A 21,320-nucleotide genomic window follows, 5' to 3' on the forward strand; every position below is an offset into this window, starting at 1 on the left:
TCGAATGTCGTATCTTTACAGAGTTAATGATAAAGTAGTTTCAATTAAACTACGCGTAAAGGAGGGAATCGCGATTCTCTCCTTTTTTTGTATCCATCCGGGGAAAAAACCTTCTCGCCCGGCTTTTCGTTTCGTTTTACCTGGTGATTACGGTTCTTCAGCCGGAAAACCGGCTGTGTTCCCCTTGCTTTTTACTGAAATGAAGCATCTATTCACTTCAAACAGAGGCTCTGTTTACCTGAAATAGAGCCTCTGTTCCGATAAAACAGAGCTTCTATTTCAACTCGACAGAATGCCTGTTTTCCAACTGTCCCCGCAAAGTTAATAATCAATAAAGTTGCTCTTGACAAAAAATAGCTTTATCTTTGGGGGTTGTTAGAACCGACACAATAGGTATATTATATTATGAGTGAAAAGATAATCAAATGGGGCTTCATTGGTTGCGGAGAAGTAACCAAGACGAAAAGCGGCCCCGCTTTCCAGAAAGTAGAACATTCGGAAGTCGTAGCCGTGATGAGTCGTGACGGCGCGAAGGCGAAAGCGTATGCCCAAGAGAGAGGAATCAAGAAATGGTATGACGATGCACAGGAGCTGATAGATGATCCGGAAGTAAACGCTGTCTATATCGCTACTCCTCCTTCTTCACACGCCACTTATGCCATTATGTCGATGAAAGCGGGTAAACCCGCCTATATTGAAAAACCCATGGCGGTAACGTATGAAGAATGTACCCGAATCAACCGCATATCCCATGAAACAGGAGTTCCCTGTTTCGTTGCATACTATCGCCGTTATCTTCCTTATTTCCAAAAAGTAAAGGAATTGGTTGAGAACGGGACTATCGGCAATGCCATCAATGTGCAGATTCGTTTTGCCCAGCCTCCACGCGACTTGGATTACAATCGCAATAATCTCCCCTGGCGTGTACAGGCTGATATTGCCGGAGGTGGTTACTTCTATGACCTTGCTCCGCACCAGATTGATTTGTTGCAGGATATGTTCGGTTGTATCCTCCAAGCAAGTGGTTATAAGAGTAATCGGGGTGGACTTTATCCTGCCGAAGATACATTGAGCGCCTGTTTCCAATTTGATAACGGATTGGTGGGTAGCGGTTCCTGGTGTTTCGTAGCCCACGATTCTGCTCGCGAAGACCGCATAGAGATTATCGGTGATAAAGGGATGATTTGTTTCTCTGTCTTCACTTACGAACCCATCGGATTGCATACCGAGAAAGGACGGGAAGAAATCCGCGTCAGTAACCCGGAGCATGTACAACAGCCTCTTATCCAAGCTGTAGTAGATCATTTACTGGGCAAGTCGGTTTGCTCTTGCGACGGTGAAAGTGCAACGTTGACTAACTGGGTAATGGACAAGATCTTAGGTAAGCTATAGCCCTGAAAGAAGCCAAGAGAGAATGAAACTAACAATATTTTTGTGACATGACTAAAGAAGATTTAATGAGGAAAGCAATCGAGCTTTCCAAAGAGAATGTCGAAAATGGCGGAGGTCCTTTCGGTGCTGTGATTGCCACGAAAGAGGGGGAGATTATTGCAACAGGAGTGAATCGTGTTACGGCATCTTGTGACCCCACTGCTCATGCCGAAGTGAGTGCAATACGTGCGGCAGCTGCCAAACTAGGTACTTTTAATCTTAGCGGATACGAAATCTATACTTCCTGCGAACCTTGCCCCATGTGTCTCGGTGCTATTTACTGGGCACGGTTGGATAAAATGTACTATGGAAACAATAAGAATGATGCCAAGAATATCGGTTTCGACGACTCGTTTATCTATGACGAACTGGAACTGAAGCCTGAAGAGAGAAAGCTGCCTTCCGAAATCCTCCTACATCATGAAGCCCTTACTGCCTTCAAAGCCTGGGTGGAGAAAGAAGACAGAGTAGAGTATTAGGAAACCGATCTATTAGTTGTCAGCAGCAAAAAGAATTGCAAGCCCTCAGTAAAGAAGGTATCAAACGATAAAGAATAACAGCGATACTAATAAAAATCCCCGGAACGGCTGTATACACTCAGCATTCCAGGGATCTTTTACACACAAAAGTTATTGTTGGAATTGAAAACTGTCTTCGTTGGATTAGAAGCGCATACCTACGGTAAACAGCACCTGACTACGCGTATTCGTTACTTTCGTTGCTTCCGGTGAACCAATATCCGTACCACCCACTCCATTCACAAACGGATAGAAATCTTCCTTATACGTAGAAAACTTATAAGCCAGATCGGCATAAAACATTGATCCGCGATATCCAATACCCAATGTATAGTTACTCATTGATTTAGAATTGGAAAAATCAGTGTCTGTCTGAATAGAGTTAGTAGTCAGGTCTTTGAAAGCATCCTCACGGAAAGCAGCAGTACTATAATTATATCCTGCTCTAAAAGCAAACTGTGGAATCACCTTATACTCCAACCCGAGACGAACCGTACTAACCCCTTTCAACATAGATGTCGTACTATTTTCAAATTCATAAGCAGAAGAATATCCTTCAGTATCTTTGAATTTCATGGAAGAATAATCTTTATACTCATACTCTGCTCCCAAAGCCAAACTCTTACCCACCGTATATCCTACACTGACATTATAAGTCCAAGGAGTCTGAAAATTGAATGAACGAACCATATCTCCTTTTCCCGAAAGATTATCCCATGATTTTACGTCATACCCTTTTATTTCTCCAGTTACAAGATTCATCACATCCGATATAACTTGTGCACTCGTCTTATATTCCAAACGATAGAATATGGGCGTATGTATAGCTAATCCAACCCGAAAAGGCGAATATTCAAAAGGACGAATAATAGCTCCCAACTTCACATCAAAGCCGGACCCCTTTATTCGATTCCAACTCTGCAGATTGTATCCTTCACCGTTTCCATAATTCTCATCATAAAAAGTATACTTATTATAATCTACCGAATAAGCACCTAGTGTCACCCCCAAATATGCCCGATCATTAAAATTAAATGATACATTAAAATCATATTGATCGATTCCGCCGCGCTCTTCCGAACGAAAATTTGCATATCCGTTATCCAACATTCCTTCAAAACGTCCGGGAGAGATATAAAGAGGATTACCATTTATATCCTTATACTGTACATCATTCCCTTGTTCATCCTTATAGGTATATGGAATATTGTTTTCCCCTTCTGTTATTGTTATATCTCTAATCAGTCCGGCATCTGCTCCTAAAATAGATAGCCAGCCAATGCTATTATCCATATAAGGAAAATCTCCCCATTGTGTAATACCGGCTGCTTGAAAGGCCATTAGATAAGTTTGGGAATAAAGTCCCAAATTACCTTCCATGCGCATGTTATTATTAAATGATTTCGCTCTATGATAATTAAAACCGAAATTCACAAAACGCAGCGGAGTTTCATTACCAATCTTCGAAGAAAAGACAAACCCGATGTTATTAAAATCTCCTTTAGTTAAATCGGAATTAAACTTTTTCCCCAAATACTGACTTTCATTCCCATAAAGAGAAAATCCAAATGAAGTCATTACATCACTACTGCGATAAAGACCAATACCTGCCGGATTAGTTCCTATTGTAGATATATCTCCTCCGAGAGCTCCCATAGCTCCACCCATACCCACAAATCGAGCTGTTCCATTTAAATCTTTTCCTGTCAGTTTGGCACCGTCATATATCGTTTGTGCCATTCCCCCAGATGCGATCATTAGCATCCCTAGGGCACTTAAAACCATTATCTTTTTCATTTCTGTCCAAATCAATTAATTAATACTTATCTTCTGGCACTGCTGCTACGAGAAGATCCTCCACCTGATGATCTATAAGAACCACCGCTGGAATAGCTACCCCGATAGCTACCGCCACCTGACGAAGAAGGAGAATAACTACGTGAAGAAGAACGAGAAGTACCATAGGAAGAAGAGCGAGTATTAGTTGCCGGAGAATAACTACGCGGTGCTTCTGAACTACCACGGCTATAAGTTGATCTTGCACTACTGCTTCTAGTAGTTCCGGATGAACGGGAATAACTAGAACTTCCACTACTTCTAGTACTGCTTGGACGAGAATAAGTAGCACTACTACGACTACTTGAGCTACTGCGTTCACCTGAAGTCCGCGTACCCACTACACGTCTGGAAGAGGTTCCCCTGCTATACATAGAACCGGAAGAACGAACAGAACTACCTTCCGAACGAACGGCAGAGCCTCCACGAACTGAAGAGCCACTGGAACGAACGGCACTCGAGCCATAACGACGAACAGTGGAAGGATTCCTGTAACTGCTTTGTCCGAAAGAACGACGGTTTGTATAGGTAGGACCTGTCCAACGACCGCTGCCACCTCCGCCCCAGCCCCAGCTAGGACCACCATGCCAGTGGTGATGATGTCCCCAATATCCGCCACCATACCAGCCACCCCAGTAGCCGCCATGCCAGCCGTCCCAATAACCGGGGTAATATCCCCAAGCGTAGTAAGGACGATTCCATCCCCAGCCATAGTTCCATCTCCAGCCATAGTTCCATCCCCAGCCATAAGAGCCGTAACGCCAATCCCACCAAAGCGGGTTACTAAACGTCGGGAATGCATAAGCATACAAACCATCGGTATATACGTTCCAGTCCCATGAATTCGGACCGTAAACTACATCCCAATACAACGGACTGCTGATGCTGATAGCAAAACGCGGATTACGGAAACGGATGATACGTTCAGCGTATTCATAGTCGTCTGCCGTACCATTGAATTCGCCAGTCACCCATTCTCCGTCCAAATCCGGATTAGATTTTTCTTTTATATATAAGGTATCATTATCCATTACGAATTCATTTTCACGTGCATCGTAACGGCGGTTATATTCATCCACATCCCGTGTTCTTCCCTTACGGTCCTGAATAACTACTGTAGTACCCGGTGAAGTATAGATGTTAGTCGTCACCTGTTTCTTCGGTTCCTTCTTTACCGGAGTTTCTTTCTTCTCCTGTTTGCCTTTGGTAGGAACGAAGTAAAGGTCGTCATCAACGCTTTGTGCCCAAATACCTATCGGAAAGCACAAGGCAAATAGCAAGAAATAAACAATCTTTTTCATATCATCTCGGTTTATGTAATAACTTAAACTTATTCACGTTACAAAGATAAGGAAGAGATTTTTCGTCCGGAGGAGATTTTCCCCAAAGGATAATAGGGAAATCCCTATTTCTTGCGTATCTTTGCCCATTATTCACCAGAATTAAAAAACAACTATGAAGTATTTTGAGTTCACATTTCGCACCCATCCTTGTACTGAAACCGTCAATGACGTACTGGCTGCCATATTGGGTGAAGTCGGATTTGAAAGTTTTGTTGAATGTGAAGGGGGACTGACTGCATACATCCAACAGACATTGTGTGATGAAAACGCCATCAAAATTGCCATCGCGGAGTTTCCCCTACCCGACACGAATATTACATATACATACACCGAAGCAGAAGATAAGGACTGGAATGAAGAATGGGAAAAGAATTTCTTCCAACCCATCATTATCGGAAACCGATGTGTGATTCACAGCACTTTCCACCAAGATGTCCCCAAAGCGGAATATGACATCATCATCAATCCTCAAATGGCCTTCGGAACAGGACATCACGAAACTACCAGTCTCATCATTGAAGAATTGTTGGACAGCGAACTGAAAGATAAATCTCTGCTCGATATGGGCTGCGGAACTTCGATACTTGCCATCTTCGCACGTATGCGGGGCGCACATCCTTGTACAGCTATCGATATTGATGAATGGTGTGTACGAAACTCCATCGAAAATATCGAATTGAACCACGTAAACGATATAGCGGTTTCACAAGGAGATGCCTCGTCGCTTACAGGAAAAGGGCCTTTCGATGTTATCATCGCCAACATCAACCGGAATATATTACTGAATGACATGAAGCAATATGTTGCCTGCATGCATATGGACTCCGAACTCTATATGAGTGGATTTTATGTAGATGACATTGCCGCCATCCGCAAAGAAGCGGAAAAGAACGGACTGACTTTCGTTCATTATAAAGAGAAGAATCGCTGGGCAGAGGTGAAGTTTGTCTATAAAGGATAAGAGCCGGCAAAAGACTCTTGATGGATGCAGAAAAAATAGTGACTGTAGTCAATGAGTACACAACTCTCTCATACATAAAAACGAAAATCCTCTTTCATCCTATCACCGTCGCTCTGAAACGCCCTATTCATCGTATTTACAGAGCGGTGATAGGTTGTCACTAACCTGTCACCTCATCTATCACCTATCACCGCCTGTTTTTTGAAAAAGCGTCTGGTAAACAATCATTTTAATAAGGAATAATTCTTGTTTCATTACGGGGAAACTAGTGTTTCATTATGGGAAACAAAGCATTGCATTACGGGGGACCAGGTGATAGGTGACAGATACGGGTGATAGGTTGAAAGAGGAATTGACGAAATCAATAGGGAGAGAGATGATAATAACGTTTCCATTAGATTCCATATAGTCCTTTTCTGCAATTCAATTGTAAAAGTACTAATACTTCATGAAAATTCCTCATACTTTAGATAGAATCTTTCAAACAGTTTGAGAATAGAGCAAAAGGGTAGCATAAACACCCGTTACTTAATCGTCAACTTTTTTAGTTCCTCTAACGAGCCATTAAACACATTCAAGTCGACGTCTTCTTCAATGCCGGGGACACTTCCTACATCCGTATGCTGCCAGAAGTGCCATTTTCCCTGATACCTTACAGAGTCTACATAATAATGGGCAATCCAATAAGGGTATGCATTGAAGATAGAGTCATCCAGGTAACGGGTTTTGAATTTATAAGAGGTATAAAGAATTGGCTTCACTCCATAATGAGATTCCACCCGGTCCAACCAGCGTTTGATGCCTTGCTGTAGTTCCTTTTTTTCCTTCCGACCGGTCACTTCCACATCAAGCACGGGAGGTAAATCACCGGAAACAAGTTTTACCGTGCGAATAAAGAAGTCAGCCTGTTTCAAAGCATCCGTGCCCGGAATATAAAAATGATAAGCGCCACGGATAAATCCATGATTGCGGGCATTGGCAAAGTTTGCCTCAAATGTGGTATCGTTATGATCTCCTCCTTCCGTTGCCTTCATAAAAACAAAATACAAAGGAGTAGCCGTCTCTTTACTCTGCAACAGCTTCTTCCAATCAATCTTTCCCTGATAGTGAGATATGTCAATGCCATGAATATCATATCCGTCAGGGATACATACACCGTATTCCTTTAAGCCATGGCAAGGTTTCCATCGATAAGCATAAGGACGGATAAAGAAATAATAGAAAGCTACAGAAAAACAACCGACAATTATCACTGCCAGCATATTACGGAGCCAGATAGGCATCACATATCGATGCTTCGCCTGTTCCTTTTTTGAGGTACGGGAAGTCTTGGAAGAGGAAGCTGTTCCCTTTCTTTTAGTAGTGGAAACAGTTCTTTTCTTCTGTACGGCAGACATCGGGTTGTTGCGTTGCGACATTTACTTCAAACGATCAATATTTTAGAAATAGTCACGGATTGCACGGAATACACGGTTTATAAGAAATAACTAAAGACCGTGTTAATCCGCGTAATCCGTGCCTAAAAGAAGTTGTCATTGCAGCGGTTAAGTAACTGTTACATTAACAACCGCTGCTCTGAAGTGTATTTATTTAGCTTGTTCCAGTTGCAAAGTCTTAGTTGCCTGATCGCAAACTTCTGTAGGGCCGAAGTATTGGATCGGCCCCGGATATACATAATCCGTTTCGATAGCCCAACGTTCGCGTTGTGCAGCAAATGCTTTGAAAGGAGCACCATCCAGTTTTACCAATGCTTTCTGGATAACCGGCTTCATTTCACCGTGACGACGTTCCATGTTCATCATCATGGTAATAGGCACACCACCGGCAATCCATTCGGCAGCAGGAGCAGTTGTGTTACGTACAGAAGACATATAACCAGTCTTACCGTTAGCAATCAACATAGAAGCTGTGTAACCCAAAGAGTAGCAATAGTCTGCATCGAAGTTTGACGGAGCAGCACAGCGTCCTTCATAACCGAAGAAGTGGTGCTGAGCAGCAAATTTACCGACATACTTGCCTTCTTCTTTCCATGCAGCCAACTTAGTAGCGACCATTTCAGACAACAGCTTTTCTGTTTCGATCAGTGATACCTGAACGTTTCCGTGCGGGTCACGATCCAAAGTCAACTGACGGGCAACCCCTTCCGGAAGACTTGCATAGATAGCTGAATTTTCCGGAGAAAGTTTACGGATGATATAATCACGCTGGTGGGATTTCTTAATCTGACCGAATTCTTCAGCATTAGCAGCCAGGAAGTCATTCAATTCAGCAATCAGACGTTTCATGGCAGGAATAAACTCTACCAATCCTTCCGGGATCAATACTGTACCGAAGTTGTGTCCTTGTGCCGCACGGTCTGCTACCACTTTAGCGATGTAAGTCACTACATCATCCAAAGACATATCTTTTTCCTCCACTTCTTCTGAAACGATACATACATTAGGCTGTACCTGCAAAGCACATTCCAATGCGATATGAGAAGCCGAACGGCCCATCAACTTGATAAAGTGCCAATATTTACGGGCAGAGTTACAGTCACGTTGGATGTTACCGATTACTTCAGCATAAGTCTTACAAGCTGTATCGAACCCGAAAGAAGTTTCAATCATATCGTTCTTCAAGTCACCGTCGATTGTTTTCGGGCAACCGATTACCTGTACGCCATACTTCTTGGCAGCATAATATTCAGCCAATACACAAGCATTTGTGTTAGAGTCGTCACCACCAATGATAACCAGTGCTTTGATACCCAATTCTTTGATGATTTCATACCCTTTTTCAAACTGGCTTTCGGTTTCCAGCTTCGTACGTCCGGAACCGATAATATCGAAACCACCCGTATTACGGTATTCGTCGATAATATCAGCAGTCAGTTCCATATAATTGTGTTCTACCAGACCACCGGGACCCAGGATAAAACCATATAATTTGTTTTCCGGATTCAATTTCTTGATACCATCGAACAAACCGGAGATTACATTGTGTCCGCCCGGAGCCTGACCACCGGAAAGAATTACACCTACGTTCATAGCAGGAAGAGTTACAGCTTCACCCGCTTCGAATGTAATCAACGGCATTCCATACGTGTTCGGAAATAATGCTTTGATAGCTTCCTGATCAGCTACGGACTGTGTAGCAGCACCTGCTACAGCCTTAACAGCTCCTGAAGCCAATGCTTTCGGAAGTTTGGGCTGGTAAGCAGCCCTTGCGATTTGCAATGCACTTTTAGTCATTTTCTTTAATTTTTTATTTAAAGGTGTTAGTAAATTTCTTGTCAAACTTGAAAAGCGTTGCAAATTTCGCACTTTTTTCCGAATTATGAAAATCAGCGAGCTAATTTATCATCTAATTCCAGGGATTCTGCTCCCAGCCTCCACCAAGAGCCTTATAAAGTTGAACCACCGCAATCAACTCGTCACGAATGGCATTACTCAATCCGATTTGGGCATCAAAGTATCCACGTTGGGCATCCAATACATCCAGATAGTTGATGACCCCATTGATATATTGCAATTGTGCCAATTCCATGTAGCTCTTGGCCGAACGTTCCAGATTGGCACGAAGTTCGTACACTTCCCTGATCTTGTTGAAGTTGACAATTGCGTTACGTGTTTCCTTGAACGCTTCCAGTACGGATTTCTCATAGTTATGTACTTCGCCCTCATAAGCGGCCTTCTTCGCTTTCAATGCCGCACGGTTCTTTCCCCAGCCCAAGATAGGAGTCAATAAAGCTCCTTCCATAATTGCATAGGGAGATTTCAGGAGCTCCGACAAAGAAGTACTTTCATTACCGAAACCGCCTGTCAAGGCAAGACGCGGGAACATATTCGTATAGGCCACTCCTACTTTTGCATTGGCAGCAATCAGCTTCTGCTCTGCCTGACGAATGTCGGGACGGCGTTCCAACAAAGTGGATGGCAACCCTACAGGAAGTATTTCCGGAGAGTTAAATTCCTGAAGCAAACGGGAACGGGCTATCTTATTAGGATATTCACCCGCGAGATAAGCAATATCATTCTCTTTCAGAGAGATTTTACGTTCCAAGTCAGGAACCAAAGTTGCCGTACGTGCCAACTCTACTTGTGCCTGCCGATAGGAAGTCTCGGAAGTCAATCCGCCGGCAAACCGGATACGTGCCAGACGTACTCCTTCTTCACGGGCTTTCAACGTTTGTTTGACAATATCAAGCTCTGTATCCAAAGCTACCAACTCATAGTAAGCCTGCGCCACTTCAGCCACAATAGTCATTCGCAATGCGCGTTGCGCCTCAATAGATTGCAGATACTCGGCAATACTGGCCGAACGTGCCCAGCGTAGATTTCCCCAAAAATCGAGTTCCCATGAAACAAGGAATTGTGCTTCAAAAGTATCCGATCTCTTGAAAGCATCTCCTCCATGATTCTCAAGTTCTCGTTTCCCTGTCACTTTACCTTTAATATTCGGAAGCAATGCTGCCGTAGAAATTCGTTTCTGTGCAGCCATTTCTTTCACACGGGCAGCAGCAATCAGCATATCTTTATTGTGATCCAGCGCACGCTCTATCAGACTTCTCAATGTAACATCCGTATAAATATCTTTCCAGTCCCGGTCACCGAAGCTGACCGAATCCTGTGCTCTTTCCAAGCTATCGGGTAAATGAAGATCAGGACGGACATACCTTGTCCCTACCTTACAGGAAGTCAGTATTCCGGCAAGTAACAGGATAGCAATATATAGTTTCTTTCGTTTCATTATTTCTTCTGTTTTAAGATTTTCGACTTTGTTTTATACACCATCACAAAGAAGAAGGGCACAAGAATGATACCAAATACGATAGCAAATATCATTCCGAAAAATACCCCCGTACCGATTGCCTGCCGGCTTGCCGAGCCCGGACCGCTTGCCAGTACCATCGGAAGCATTCCAAGCACAAAGGCAAGAGAGGTCATCAGAATCGGACGGAAACGCAATTGGGCTGCGTATATGGCCGACTGCACCAGATCTTCACCTTTATCTACCTGTACCTTGGCAAACTCTACAATCAAAATCGCGTTCTTAGCGGCAAGTCCGACCAGCATAACCAAGCCAATCTGGAAATAAACATCGTTTTCCAATCCGCAAACCCAAACTCCTAAATAGGCTCCCAAAGCAGCTACAGGTAAAGAAAGCAACACGGCAATAGGCACTGTCCAACTTTCGTATTGTGCGGCAAGGAAGAGGAAAACGAACAAGAACACCAGTGCCATCACCATACCTGTCTGACCACCCGCCTGCTTCTCCTGATAAGAGAGGCCGCTCCATTCCAGACCGATATGATCGGGAAGATGCTCACGGGCAATCTGTTCCATGATCGCCATCGCCTGTCCGGAACTATATCCTTGCGCAGCCACTCCACGAATAACGGCTGTAGTAAACATATTGAAACGTTTGATACTTCCCGGTCCTGTGGTATATGATGCATTCCCCACAGAAGTCAATGGTACCATCACTCCATTAGAGGCTTTCACAAAAAACAAATTAATATTGTCTTTGTGTTCCCGGTAAGGAGCTTCTGCCTGAATATAAACCTTATATATACGGTTGAACATATTAAAGTCGTTCACATACACCGAACCGGTATAAGCCTTCATGGTAGAAAACACATCAGCCAAAGGCACACCCAGCATCTTCACTTTGTCTCGATCCACGTCAAAATAGAGTTGTGGAATTTCCGACTGCAAAGAAGATGACAAGCCCGCCAACTCTTTGCATTTGGATGCATAATACATTAATGTATCTGTTGCGTCTACCAAGTTATCAAAAGTGGCTTCTCCACGAGCTTCCAATTGCATCTCAAAACCTCCCGAACTACCCAATCCCGGAATAACCGGAGGGGTGGAGAGATAGACTTTGCATTCCGGATATTCCTCAAGATGTTTTTCCACCGTATGCATGATCTTCTCAATAGTGGTATTCTTCCGTTCCTCCCAAGGCTTCAGGATCACTGTCAGTTCTGCACGCCCCTGGTTACTTCCGACACGCGGACTACTTCCCGTTACATTCTGTATATACTCAACGTATGGATTCTTTTCCAGATAAGCAATGGCACGGTCTGTCACGATACGAGTACGTTCCAGAGTAGCTCCTTCCGGCAATTCCAATTCAACCTTGAAATATCCCTGATCTTCCACAGGTAAGAAACTGGTGGGAATAATGCGATAAATCAACATGATAGCGATCAATACCATACCAAAAGCACTCAAAACTCTACGAGAATGCTTAATTGTACGAGTTACAGCCGCTATATACTTATTACTACCGATACCCAACCATTCATTAATCTTCCGGAAAACAATATTCTTTTTCTTCCCGCTATCCGGCTTCAGAATCAGCGAGCACATCACCGGACTCAATGTCAAAGCCACCACCGTAGAAATAAGTACGGACACTACAATTGTCACTGTAAACTGACGATACAACTGTCCTGTAATCCCACTTAAAAAGCTAACCGGGACGAACACAGCCGCCAATACCAGCGAAGTGGCAATCAAAGCACTGGTAAGTCCGTTCATCGCTTTTTTCGTAGCTTCATAAGGACTTAAGTGTTCCGTTTCCATAATATGTTCCACACCTTCCACCACCACAATCGCATCATCCACCACAATACCGATGGCAAGGATCAATCCGAGCAATGTCAGGATATTCAGTGAGAAACCCAAAATTAGCATGAATCCAAAAGTACCGATCAATGAAATAGGCACCGCCACTACCGGAATCAATGTTGCACGCCAGCTCTGCAAGGATAGATAAACTACCAGAACCACCAATACCAACGCCTCAAACAACGTCTTATACACTTCATGAATAGATTCGGAAATATAGGTCGTCATATCAAATGGAATCTCATAGCTCAATCCCTCCGGGAAATTCTTGCTAATCTCCTCCATCGCCTCTTTTACTCTCTCGGCCACTTCCATTGCATTGGCGCCCGGTAACATATAAATTCCAAGCACGGCAGCATTTTCACCGTTGATACCACTCTCTGTATTATAGGAAGAAGCTTCCAGCGATACGCGTGCCACATCTTTCAATCGAATGATAGAACCATTCGCATTGGCACGCACTACGATATCTTCAAATTGTCCTACAGTGGAAAGACGTCCCTGTGTCGTGATAGGAATCGTGATATCCAATCCCTGTACAGGCTGTTGTCCCAGCACACCCGCTGCCGATTCACGATTCTGATCTTTCAGTGCATTCTGCAAATCCTGTACGGTCAGTCCGAAGTTTGCCAGCTTATCCGGCTGCGCCCATATCTGCATGGCATAATAACGGCTACCGATATTGGATACACGTCCCACCCCGGGAATACGGCGAATCACATCGAGCACATTAATCGTAGCAAAGTTACTCAAGTAAATCTCATCAAATTTGGGGTCAGTAGAAGTCAAACAAAGCGTCATCAACTGACTGGGAGCCTGCTTTTCTACCGAAATGCCATTCCGAATCACTTCCGCCGGCAGACGGGATTCTGCCAGTTTCACACGGTTCTGAATCTCAACAGCTGCCAAATCCGGATCAGCAGATACGTCAAAAGTGACAGTTGCCGAAAAACCTCCGGAGTTAGAACTATTCGACTCCATGTAAAGCATCCCCGGAGTACCATTGATTTCCTGCTCAATCGGAGTAGCTACAGCCTGTGATACAGTAAGTGCACTCGCGCCCGGATAAGAAGCGCTGATTTTCACTACCGGAGGGGTAATCTGTGGATATTGATCCACCGGAAGCATTGTCAGGCCAATAATGCCGATAATCACAATCACGATGGAGATTACAATCGAAAAGACCGGCCTATCTATAAAAAAAGTAACTTTCATCGTTTATTCTCCTTTCGCTTTATCACCCAAACGTACTTTCATACCCGGAGTCAACTTATGGAATCCTTCCACAACCACCATTTCTCTTTCTGCCAATCCTCTTTCTACCACTACATTATTCCCGACTTCCGGTCCTAATTCGATAAAACGTTTCTCTACTGCATTATCCCTGCGCATCGTATAGATATATGCTCCACCCTTTTCGATGATAACAGCTTTCATCGGGACAACGAGTGCTCCTTCACGAACATCCAACAACAATTTCACCTTTGTAAATTGTCCCGGCAATAATACCTGTTTCGGATTAGGCATTTCTGCACGTACGGAGAAAGTACCGGTTTGAGGGTCTACTTGCGGTTCGGCAAAATCTACGTATCCTTTGAACGGATAGACCGTGTTATCCGCCAATGTAATGGTAATGTTGGGCTGCCAGGAACGGGTAGAATCCTGCTGTCCCAAATTAATATTTCTCTCTTTACTCTTCAGATAATCGAGTGCCGTCATACTAAAATCAACCAACACCGTATCACTCTTCACAATGGTAGCAAGCAATGATTTTCCTCCAGGTCCCACTAACGTACCCAAGTCCACATTTCTTTCACTAATGTGTCCCGCCAAAGGCGAACGGACAATGGTGTAGCCCAGCTCCAGTTCAGCCTGTGCCAAATCTGCCTCACTCATGGCTACCGTTGCCTCGGCACTTTCATAAGCAGCTTCCGCATTATCCAAGTCCAACTGGCTTGCAGCATTCTGCTCAAACAACGGACGGATACGTTTTAAATCACGTCCCGCTTTCAAGGCTTGCGCTTCGTCTTTTTTTAATTGCGCTCTGGCTTTATCTGCTTTGGCACGATACTGGTCCTGATTGATTACAAACAAAACCTGATTCTTATTGACATACGTACCTTCGGCAAAAAGCATATTTTCCAGATAACCTTCCACACGGGCACGTACTTCGACAAACTGTTGGGCACGAATACGCCCCACATACTCCCCGTATATCTCTACATCATCTTTCACTACCGGTCCTACTATGACTGTCGGCATTTCCGGTGTAGCCTTCTGAGGTCGGGTCAGTATCCAATACACCCCTAACACAACTACCATACATATAATAGCAGCAATGGTTCTTTTTCTCCTCAGTTTCAACTCATGTTTCGAAAAGAATACTCTCATATCGAATCTTATTATTTAATTTAACTTATGTTTGTTCTTTACTCTTTTATGCAATTCGTATACCCCAAATACGCCATATACATTATTCGCTTACAATCAAAGCTTTACATTCTCTTCTTCTTTTTGCCAAAGTGTGGAAATCTGCTGTATGGTGTAGAAAAGATCCACATTTCCGACTTTTAGAAACATTTTTTTAATTCCCTTTTCAACAACTAAACAAATTATGCTCTACATTTGTATCATATTAAACATTAACACTAGACCATGTCCTAATGAAAAAACAAATCTTTTCAACATTCATTTTATCCATTGGCTTATTATTGCCTTTTTCTTTGCATTCTCAAGAGCAAAGAAAAAAAGTAGGTGTTGTTCTAAGCGGTGGCGGTGCCAAAGGAATAGCACACATCAAAGCACTGCAAGTGATCGAAGAAGCCGGAATTCCGATCGACTATATAGCCGGTACCAGTATGGGAGCCATCGTAGGCGGTCTTTACGCCATCGGTTATACTCCGGAACAATTGGACAGTATGGTACGGAAACAAGATTGGACATTCCTGTTGAGTGATCGTATCAAAAGAAGCGCCATGTCATTAACAGATCGTGAGCAATCTGAAAAATATACAGTCTCTATCCCTTTTACCAAAAGGCCCAAAGATACCGCTACCGGAGGAATCATGAAAGGACAGAATCTGGCTAATCTATTTTCAGATCTTACCGTGGGGTATCATGACTCGATCGACTTTAATAAACTTCCCATTCCTTTTGCCTGTGTGGCTGCCAATGTTGTCAACGGAGAGCAAATCGTATTCCACAACGGAATACTTTCTACTGCCATGCGCGCCAGCATGGCTATCCCCGGTGTATTCACTCCGGTACGGCAAGACAGCATGGTGTTAGTGGACGGTGGTATTGTAAACAACTATCCGGTGGATGTAGTGAAAGCAATGGGAGCCGATATTATCATCGGAGTAGACGTGCAGAATGCTCTAAAGAAGGCCGACAAGCTCAATAGCGTCCCCGACATTCTGGGTCAGATTGTAGACATCACTTGTCAATCTAACCATGAGAAGAATGTAGACCTTACCGATACCTACATCCGTGTCAATGTAGACGGATATTCATCTGCCAGTTTTACTCCGGCTGCTATTGATACGCTGATGCGAAGAGGCGAAGAAGCTGCAAAAGACCAATGGGGTTCGTTGCTTGCCTTAAAAAAGAAAATAGGAATAGCCGAAGACTACATTCCGAAACCACACGGTCCCTATTCCTCTCTTTCCAATGCACGCACTATTTATGTAACAGACATTTCATTTTCGGGAGTAGAAATGAATGACAAAAAATGGCTGATGAAGAAATGTAAACTGGAAGAAAATAGTGAAATTTCCACTCAACAAATAGAACAGGCCCTGTATCAGTTACGTGGCAGTCAGTCCTATTCCAGTGCTAGTTATACGTTGAAAGAAACACCTGAAGGTTATCACCTCAACTTCCTGTTGCAGGAAAAATATGAAAGAAGAATCAATCTGGGCATCCGTTTCGACTCGGAAGAGATCGCATCTTTGTTGGTCAATGCAACGGCAGACCTCAAAACTCATATTCCTTCCCGATTGGCTCTTACCGGTCGGTTGGGCAAACGATATGCCGCCCGCATAGACTACACGTTGGAACCCATGCAACAACGTAATTTCAACTTCTCGTATATGTTCCAATACAACGATATCAATATTTACGAGGAAGGCGACCGCGCCTATAATACAACGTATAAATATCATTTGGCCGAATTCGGTTTCTCCGATGTATGGTACAAGAATTTCCGTTTCGGACTCGGTCTGCGTTTCGAATATTACAAGTACAAGGATTTCCTGTTCAAGAAACCTGAAATCTCCGACCTGAAAGTGGAATCGGAACATTTTTTAAGTTATTTTGCCCAAGTACAATATAATACTTATGATAAAGGACGCTTCCCTTCTAAAGGAAGTGACTTCAGAGCCGCCTACTCGCTCTATACGGATAACATGGCACAATACAATGAACACGCTCCATTTTCAGCACTGAATGCTTCGTGGGCAAGTGTGATCCCTGTGACCCGTCGTTTCTCCATCATTCCTTCCATTTATGGACGTATCCTGATTGGAAAAAATTTTCCTTATCCGTTGCAAAATGCCATTGGCGGTGACGTACCCGGCTTCTATATTCCACAGCAATTACCGTTTGCCGGTGTTACCAATCCGGAGTTAATGGACAACACCCTTATGATCGCCTCTATTAAATTCAGACAACGCATGGGAGCCATTCATTATCTCACGCTGACGGGTAATTACGGGCTAACGAATAGCACTTTCTTCGATATATTAAAAGGTAAGCAATTATTCGGCATCAGTGCAGGCTACGGAATGGACAGTATCTTCGGACCGTTGGAAATATCGTTGGGATACTCCAATCAGACGGACAAAGGAAGTTGCTTTGTAAATTTAGGATATTATTTCTAATGTAATACAATTACCTGATACACATTACCCCAATTTGTATGTTTACGCTCTATCCCTACCGTTACCAAAATTTGTGCCGGACTTTGACAATAAAAAGACAGATTATTCCTCTGCAGTTTCTGTTCTTCCTCCTTTGTGAACCAGTAACGTTCATCGGACAATACACTTTTCTTGTTCACAAAATTCCGTTTTTAATGTTTAATGAGTACGAATATAATATCTCCACAATACGATCCGCCACTTTTTTTAACCTCCTCATTTTCATAAATATAAACTTATCGTTTTATAGGGTTATTACTTGTTTATCTCCTAATTAAACCTTATCTTTGATGCAGATATTTATATCTTATCACAGTCATGATAATATCTTATCATAGCTATGATAATAAAGTTTCATTGCAATGATAAGCACTTATCACAATAATGATAAATAATAAATATCCAAGAAAAAATTAAGAAACATCAAGAAGATAATCTACTAATATCTAAAGAGCAAGGAAAGACTATGTCAGTACAATTTGAATTATACAAGACTCCCATGCCGAAGGAAAGAAAAAACAAAGTGAGATACCACGCCCGTCCGATCAGCTTTGAAACTGTGAATACAGAGAAGTTAGCGTATCGGATTCACAATCGTTGTTCACTAAGTCCATCGGATATAATAGCGACACTGGAAGAATTAAAATATGAAGTAGCCCAATGCCTCAAAGAGGGAAAGAAAGTACATATCGAAGGATTGGGATACTTACAAATCACTCTTAGTTGCAAAGAAGAAATACGTGACCCCAAAGCTAAACGGATACATAAAGTCAAATTAAAAGCTGTCAAATTCAAAGCAGATAAGGAACTTAAAGCAGAACTGTCAGATATGCAGTTTCAACGTTCGAAATACAAACCACACTCTGCCGGACTTTCTGAAGTAGAGATAGATATGGAATTGACGAAATATTTTGCCGAAAACCAAATAATCACCCGAAAAGACTTCCAGAATCTCTGTGGGATGACACAGATCACCGCCTATCGGCATATAAAAAGGCTGATTGCAGAAAAGAAACTGCAAAATAAAGGGACTACTCATCAACCTATTTATACACCGGTACCTGGTAACTACAAAGTTTCTGTAGACATAAAATACAAAGAATAAAGAACAATATCAGAGTGTATGGCAATTAATTATGTATATTTACACTATCTATTGAGTAAAACTAATGAATAGATTGAGTAAAATTGCGTTACCTATTGAGCAAAATCAAAAAGCATGTATAAAAGAGCACAATATCAAATCATTACAGAAAGACTGAAAGAGCCCCGGCATTTTCTACAAATGGTATTAGGACCTCGTCAAGTGGGAAAGACCACGGTTATCAAACAGGTAGTCAATGATCTGAAAATACCTTATCAAATCTATTCGGCAGACAACATTCCAGCTACGCAAACATCTTGGATTTCAGATTGTTGGAATACTGCAAGAGTCCAAATGCGGGTTGAAAAGCTACCTGATTTCATTCTGATAATCGATGAGATTCAAAAAATAAAGAAGTAGACTATATACTAAAAAAGAAAAGCCGGATTGTAGCAATCGAAGTAAAAAGCAACAGTGAAACGTACAATGCGGGACTTGAAGAAGTGCGCAATTTGTATCATCCTTATGCAACTTTTGTAATCGGAGAAGGAGGAATGAAAACCGAGCAGTTCTTAAGCATTAACCCGGCAAAATTATTCGAGTGAAAAGATGATTGAAAGAGCCCCCTTCACCCATATTCTCCTATCAGATAAAGGATACAGAGAAAAAGTGAAGGGAGTATTTCAGGAAAGTAAATACCGGAATGACCAAAGAAATGGTTGTTGCGACATGGAGCAAGCCTTATCATAAATCGGAAACAAAGAAAGCAGACAAAAACCTCTTACTTTTCATTTTTTCCCATCATTATTCGTCCAAATCAAAGAAAGTACCTATCTTTACCGCAGGTATTTTATTATTCACCATTAAATATAAAGATTATGGCAAGCAGAAGAGAACTTAAAAAGAACGTAAACTATATTGCAGGAGAATTATTCACCGAGTGTTTAATCAACAGCATGTTCATCCCCGGCACAGACAAAGCGAAAGCTGATGAACTGATGACAGAAGTACTGAAAATGCAAGATGAGTTTGTTACTCGTATCAGCCACACAGAACCGGGCAACGTGAAAGGTTTTTATAAGAAATTCCGTGCAGACTTTAATGCTAAGATTAACGAGATTATCGAAGCCATCGGAAATCTGAACAACAAACAGAAATGAAGAAAGCAATTTATAGCTTTATCTATTACCAACTGTTGGGTTGGAAGACAAATGTTACGGTACCTAATTATGATAAATGCGTGATATGTGCCGCTCCACACACGACAAACCTTGATTTATTTATTGGAAAACTATTTTATGGTGCTATAGGCCGTAAAACAAGTTTCATGATGAAAAAAGAATGGTTTTTCTTTCCGCTTGGAGTTTTTTTCAAAGCAGCGGGTGGAATTCCTGTTGACCGCAGTCGAAAAACTTCGCTAGTAGATCAGATGGTTCATAAATTTGCTGAATATAAAAAGTTTAATTTGGCTATTACTCCCGAAGGAACCCGCAAAGCGAATCCGAATTGGAAAAAGGGCTTTTATTTTATAGCCTTGAAAGCCCGGGTTCCTATCATTCTGATTGGCATTGATTACAGCAAGAAAACGATCTCGGCAACAAAAGTTATTATACCGTCAGGAGATATTAATCAAGATATGAAAGAAATCAAACTTTACTTCAAGGATTTCAAGGGAAAGCATCCGGAGAATTTTGCTCTGGGAGAGTTTTAAATTCAATTAGTAAGTATGGAGTCTATCCGCATTTCCATCATACAAACCGATATCGTTTGGGAAAATAAACAAGAAAATCTCCGTTTACTCTACGAAAAGCTACAAGGTCTTCGTGAAACAACGGAGATTGTTGTTTTACCGGAGATGTTTTCCACCGGATTCAGCATGCAGAGTAAAATGCTGGCGGAGCCAAATTCCGGAACGACCATTACAACACTCAAACAATGGGCTGCCCAATTTCAGCTAGCTATTTGTGGAAGCTACATAGCAACTGAAAACGACCGGTTCTATAATCGGGCATTCTTCCTGACACCGGAAGGAGAAGAATTCTATTATGACAAACGCCACCTGTTTCGTATGGGAAGGGAAGCTGAATATTTCTCGGCCGGTGATAAACGACTTATCATCCCCTACCGTGGATGGAATATCCGCCTGTTAGTTTGCTATGATCTCCGCTTTCCTGTATGGAGCCGGAACATAAATAACGAGTATGACCTTTTAATATACGTAGCCAACTGGCCTATCCCCCGTCGTCTGGTTTGGGACACTCTACTCCGAGCACGTGCTTTGGAAAATCAATGTTATGTATGCGGTGTCAACAGAGTGGGTATAGATGGATATCAGCTTACATATAATGGAGGAAGCAGAGTTTATTCGGCTTTCGGAGAAGAAATCGGCTCATTCCCAGATGCAAAGGAAGGAATAGCTACTGTGAGTCTTAATCTGAATACTCTCAAGCAATTCAGAGAGAAGTTCCCGGTATGGAAAGATGCAGACGAATTCCATCTGTGACATGAGCAAAACAACAAATGTTAAAAACAGATTCTTGCAGCAACAATACCTGGAACTCAATAGTTAATTATATAGACTTCTTTTGTATCTTTGTCATGAAAATAC

At 42.5% G+C, this 21,320-nt stretch carries 17 protein-coding genes; 9 read left to right on the top strand and 8 right to left on the bottom strand.

Going from position 1 to position 21,320, the window contains the following annotated elements; genetic code table 11:
* Nucleotides 1-405: 405 nt before the first annotated feature.
* Entirely contained in the window at nt 406-1,392 is a 987-nt protein-coding gene (locus AB9N12_RS00945) for a Gfo/Idh/MocA family protein (RefSeq protein WP_369889069.1), read from the top strand.
* 47 nt (nt 1,393-1,439) lie between these two features.
* Nucleotides 1,440-1,910 (top strand): nucleoside deaminase, encoded by a 471-nt coding sequence (locus tag AB9N12_RS00950; RefSeq protein WP_369889070.1) that lies wholly within the window; start codon nt 1,440-1,442, stop codon nt 1,908-1,910.
* Nucleotides 1,911-2,093: 183 nt separating this feature from the next.
* On the opposite strand, the gene AB9N12_RS00955 is transcribed toward AB9N12_RS00950, so the two are convergent.
* Nucleotides 2,094-3,746, bottom strand: coding sequence for a TonB-dependent receptor (locus AB9N12_RS00955; RefSeq protein WP_369889071.1), 1,653 nt, complete (start codon nt 3,744-3,746; stop codon nt 2,094-2,096).
* Between the two features lie 26 nt (nt 3,747-3,772).
* Nucleotides 3,773-5,086 (bottom strand): hypothetical protein, encoded by a 1,314-nt coding sequence (locus AB9N12_RS00960; RefSeq protein WP_369889072.1) that lies wholly within the window; start codon nt 5,084-5,086, stop codon nt 3,773-3,775.
* A 154-nt stretch (nt 5,087-5,240) separates the two neighbouring features.
* Here AB9N12_RS00960 and prmA point away from each other — a divergent pair, with 154 nt between their 5' ends.
* Entirely contained in the window at nt 5,241-6,089 is an 849-nt protein-coding gene (gene prmA, locus AB9N12_RS00965) for a 50S ribosomal protein L11 methyltransferase (protein ID WP_369889073.1), read from the top strand.
* Between the two features lie 524 nt (nt 6,090-6,613).
* Here prmA and AB9N12_RS00970 read toward each other — a convergent pair.
* From AB9N12_RS00970 to AB9N12_RS00990, 5 genes are all read right to left on the bottom strand, one after another.
* Nucleotides 6,614-7,507, bottom strand: a complete 894-nt coding sequence (locus AB9N12_RS00970; RefSeq protein ID WP_369889074.1) for a glycoside hydrolase family 25 protein — start codon at nt 7,505-7,507, stop codon at nt 6,614-6,616.
* A 168-nt stretch (nt 7,508-7,675) separates the two neighbouring features.
* A complete protein-coding gene (locus AB9N12_RS00975) occupies nt 7,676-9,322 on the bottom strand; it encodes a diphosphate--fructose-6-phosphate 1-phosphotransferase (protein WP_369889075.1) in 1,647 nt (548 codons plus the stop codon).
* A gap of 112 nt (nt 9,323-9,434) precedes the next feature.
* Complete coding sequence (locus AB9N12_RS00980; RefSeq protein WP_369889076.1) at nt 9,435-10,820, bottom strand: efflux transporter outer membrane subunit; 1,386 nt, start codon at nt 10,818-10,820, stop codon at nt 9,435-9,437.
* Nucleotides 10,820-13,924 carry an efflux RND transporter permease subunit gene (locus AB9N12_RS00985; RefSeq protein WP_369889077.1) on the bottom strand — a complete coding sequence of 1,035 codons (3,105 nt, stop codon included), beginning with the start codon at nt 13,922-13,924 and terminating at the stop codon, nt 10,820-10,822. Before AB9N12_RS00985 ends, AB9N12_RS00980 begins: the two co-directional genes overlap by 1 nt.
* Before the next feature lie 3 nt (nt 13,925-13,927).
* On the bottom strand, nt 13,928-15,100 hold the full coding sequence (locus tag AB9N12_RS00990) for an efflux RND transporter periplasmic adaptor subunit (RefSeq protein ID WP_369889078.1): 1,173 nt from the start codon (nt 15,098-15,100) through the stop codon (nt 13,928-13,930).
* 272 nt (nt 15,101-15,372) lie between these two features.
* Between AB9N12_RS00990 and AB9N12_RS00995 the strand changes: the two genes are divergently transcribed.
* Nucleotides 15,373-17,589, top strand: coding sequence for a patatin-like phospholipase family protein (locus tag AB9N12_RS00995; protein ID WP_369889079.1), 2,217 nt, complete (start codon nt 15,373-15,375; stop codon nt 17,587-17,589).
* Here the strand turns inward: AB9N12_RS00995 and AB9N12_RS01000 are convergent.
* Nucleotides 17,586-17,768 carry a hypothetical protein gene (locus tag AB9N12_RS01000; protein WP_369889080.1) on the bottom strand — a complete coding sequence of 61 codons (183 nt, stop codon included), beginning with the start codon at nt 17,766-17,768 and terminating at the stop codon, nt 17,586-17,588. The two genes, AB9N12_RS00995 and AB9N12_RS01000, sit on opposite strands and share 4 nt — an antisense overlap.
* 326 nt (nt 17,769-18,094) lie before the next feature.
* Between AB9N12_RS01000 and AB9N12_RS01005 the strand changes: the two genes are divergently transcribed.
* From AB9N12_RS01005 to AB9N12_RS01025, 5 genes are all read left to right on the top strand, one after another.
* On the top strand, nt 18,095-18,733 hold the full coding sequence (locus AB9N12_RS01005; RefSeq protein ID WP_369889081.1) for an HU family DNA-binding protein: 639 nt from the start codon (nt 18,095-18,097) through the stop codon (nt 18,731-18,733).
* Between the two features lie 114 nt (nt 18,734-18,847).
* Nucleotides 18,848-19,132, top strand: a complete 285-nt coding sequence (locus tag AB9N12_RS01010) for an AAA family ATPase (RefSeq protein WP_369889082.1) — start codon at nt 18,848-18,850, stop codon at nt 19,130-19,132.
* Between the two features lie 458 nt (nt 19,133-19,590).
* Nucleotides 19,591-19,872, top strand: coding sequence for a hypothetical protein (locus tag AB9N12_RS01015; protein WP_369889083.1), 282 nt, complete (start codon nt 19,591-19,593; stop codon nt 19,870-19,872).
* Nucleotides 19,869-20,423, top strand: a complete 555-nt coding sequence (locus tag AB9N12_RS01020) for a 1-acyl-sn-glycerol-3-phosphate acyltransferase (protein ID WP_369889084.1) — start codon at nt 19,869-19,871, stop codon at nt 20,421-20,423. The genes AB9N12_RS01015 and AB9N12_RS01020 overlap by 4 nt, the downstream gene beginning before the upstream one ends.
* Before the next feature lie 15 nt (nt 20,424-20,438).
* Nucleotides 20,439-21,215 (top strand): amidohydrolase, encoded by a 777-nt coding sequence (locus AB9N12_RS01025; protein WP_369889085.1) that lies wholly within the window; start codon nt 20,439-20,441, stop codon nt 21,213-21,215.
* Nucleotides 21,216-21,320 lie beyond the last annotated feature (105 nt).

Source organism: Bacteroides sp. AN502(2024) (assembly GCF_041227145.1).
Taxonomy (GTDB): Bacteria; Bacteroidota; Bacteroidia; order Bacteroidales; family Bacteroidaceae; genus Bacteroides.

Excerpts from the sequence above, each read along its gene's own strand:
- AB9N12_RS00945 (WP_369889069.1), top strand. The coding sequence starts at position 406 with ATGAGTGAAAAGATAATCAAATGGGGCTTCATTGGTTGCGGAGAAGTA.
- AB9N12_RS00950 (WP_369889070.1), top strand. The coding sequence starts at position 1,440 with ATGACTAAAGAAGATTTAATGAGGAAAGCAATCGAGCTTTCCAAAGAG.
- AB9N12_RS00955 (WP_369889071.1), bottom strand. The coding sequence starts at position 3,746 with ATGAAAAAGATAATGGTTTTAAGTGCCCTAGGGATGCTAATGATCGCA.
- AB9N12_RS00960 (WP_369889072.1), bottom strand. The coding sequence starts at position 5,086 with ATGAAAAAGATTGTTTATTTCTTGCTATTTGCCTTGTGCTTTCCGATA.
- prmA (WP_369889073.1), top strand. The coding sequence starts at position 5,241 with ATGAAGTATTTTGAGTTCACATTTCGCACCCATCCTTGTACTGAAACC.
- AB9N12_RS00970 (WP_369889074.1), bottom strand. The coding sequence starts at position 7,507 with ATGTCGCAACGCAACAACCCGATGTCTGCCGTACAGAAGAAAAGAACT.
- AB9N12_RS00975 (WP_369889075.1), bottom strand. The coding sequence starts at position 9,322 with ATGACTAAAAGTGCATTGCAAATCGCAAGGGCTGCTTACCAGCCCAAA.
- AB9N12_RS00980 (WP_369889076.1), bottom strand. The coding sequence starts at position 10,820 with ATGAAACGAAAGAAACTATATATTGCTATCCTGTTACTTGCCGGAATA.
- AB9N12_RS00985 (WP_369889077.1), bottom strand. The coding sequence starts at position 13,924 with ATGAAAGTTACTTTTTTTATAGATAGGCCGGTCTTTTCGATTGTAATC.
- AB9N12_RS00990 (WP_369889078.1), bottom strand. The coding sequence starts at position 15,100 with ATGAGAGTATTCTTTTCGAAACATGAGTTGAAACTGAGGAGAAAAAGA.
- AB9N12_RS00995 (WP_369889079.1), top strand. The coding sequence starts at position 15,373 with ATGAAAAAACAAATCTTTTCAACATTCATTTTATCCATTGGCTTATTA.
- AB9N12_RS01005 (WP_369889081.1), top strand. The coding sequence starts at position 18,095 with ATGTCAGTACAATTTGAATTATACAAGACTCCCATGCCGAAGGAAAGA.
- AB9N12_RS01010 (WP_369889082.1), top strand. The coding sequence starts at position 18,848 with ATGTATAAAAGAGCACAATATCAAATCATTACAGAAAGACTGAAAGAG.
- AB9N12_RS01015 (WP_369889083.1), top strand. The coding sequence starts at position 19,591 with ATGGCAAGCAGAAGAGAACTTAAAAAGAACGTAAACTATATTGCAGGA.
- AB9N12_RS01020 (WP_369889084.1), top strand. The coding sequence starts at position 19,869 with ATGAAGAAAGCAATTTATAGCTTTATCTATTACCAACTGTTGGGTTGG.
- AB9N12_RS01025 (WP_369889085.1), top strand. The coding sequence starts at position 20,439 with ATGGAGTCTATCCGCATTTCCATCATACAAACCGATATCGTTTGGGAA.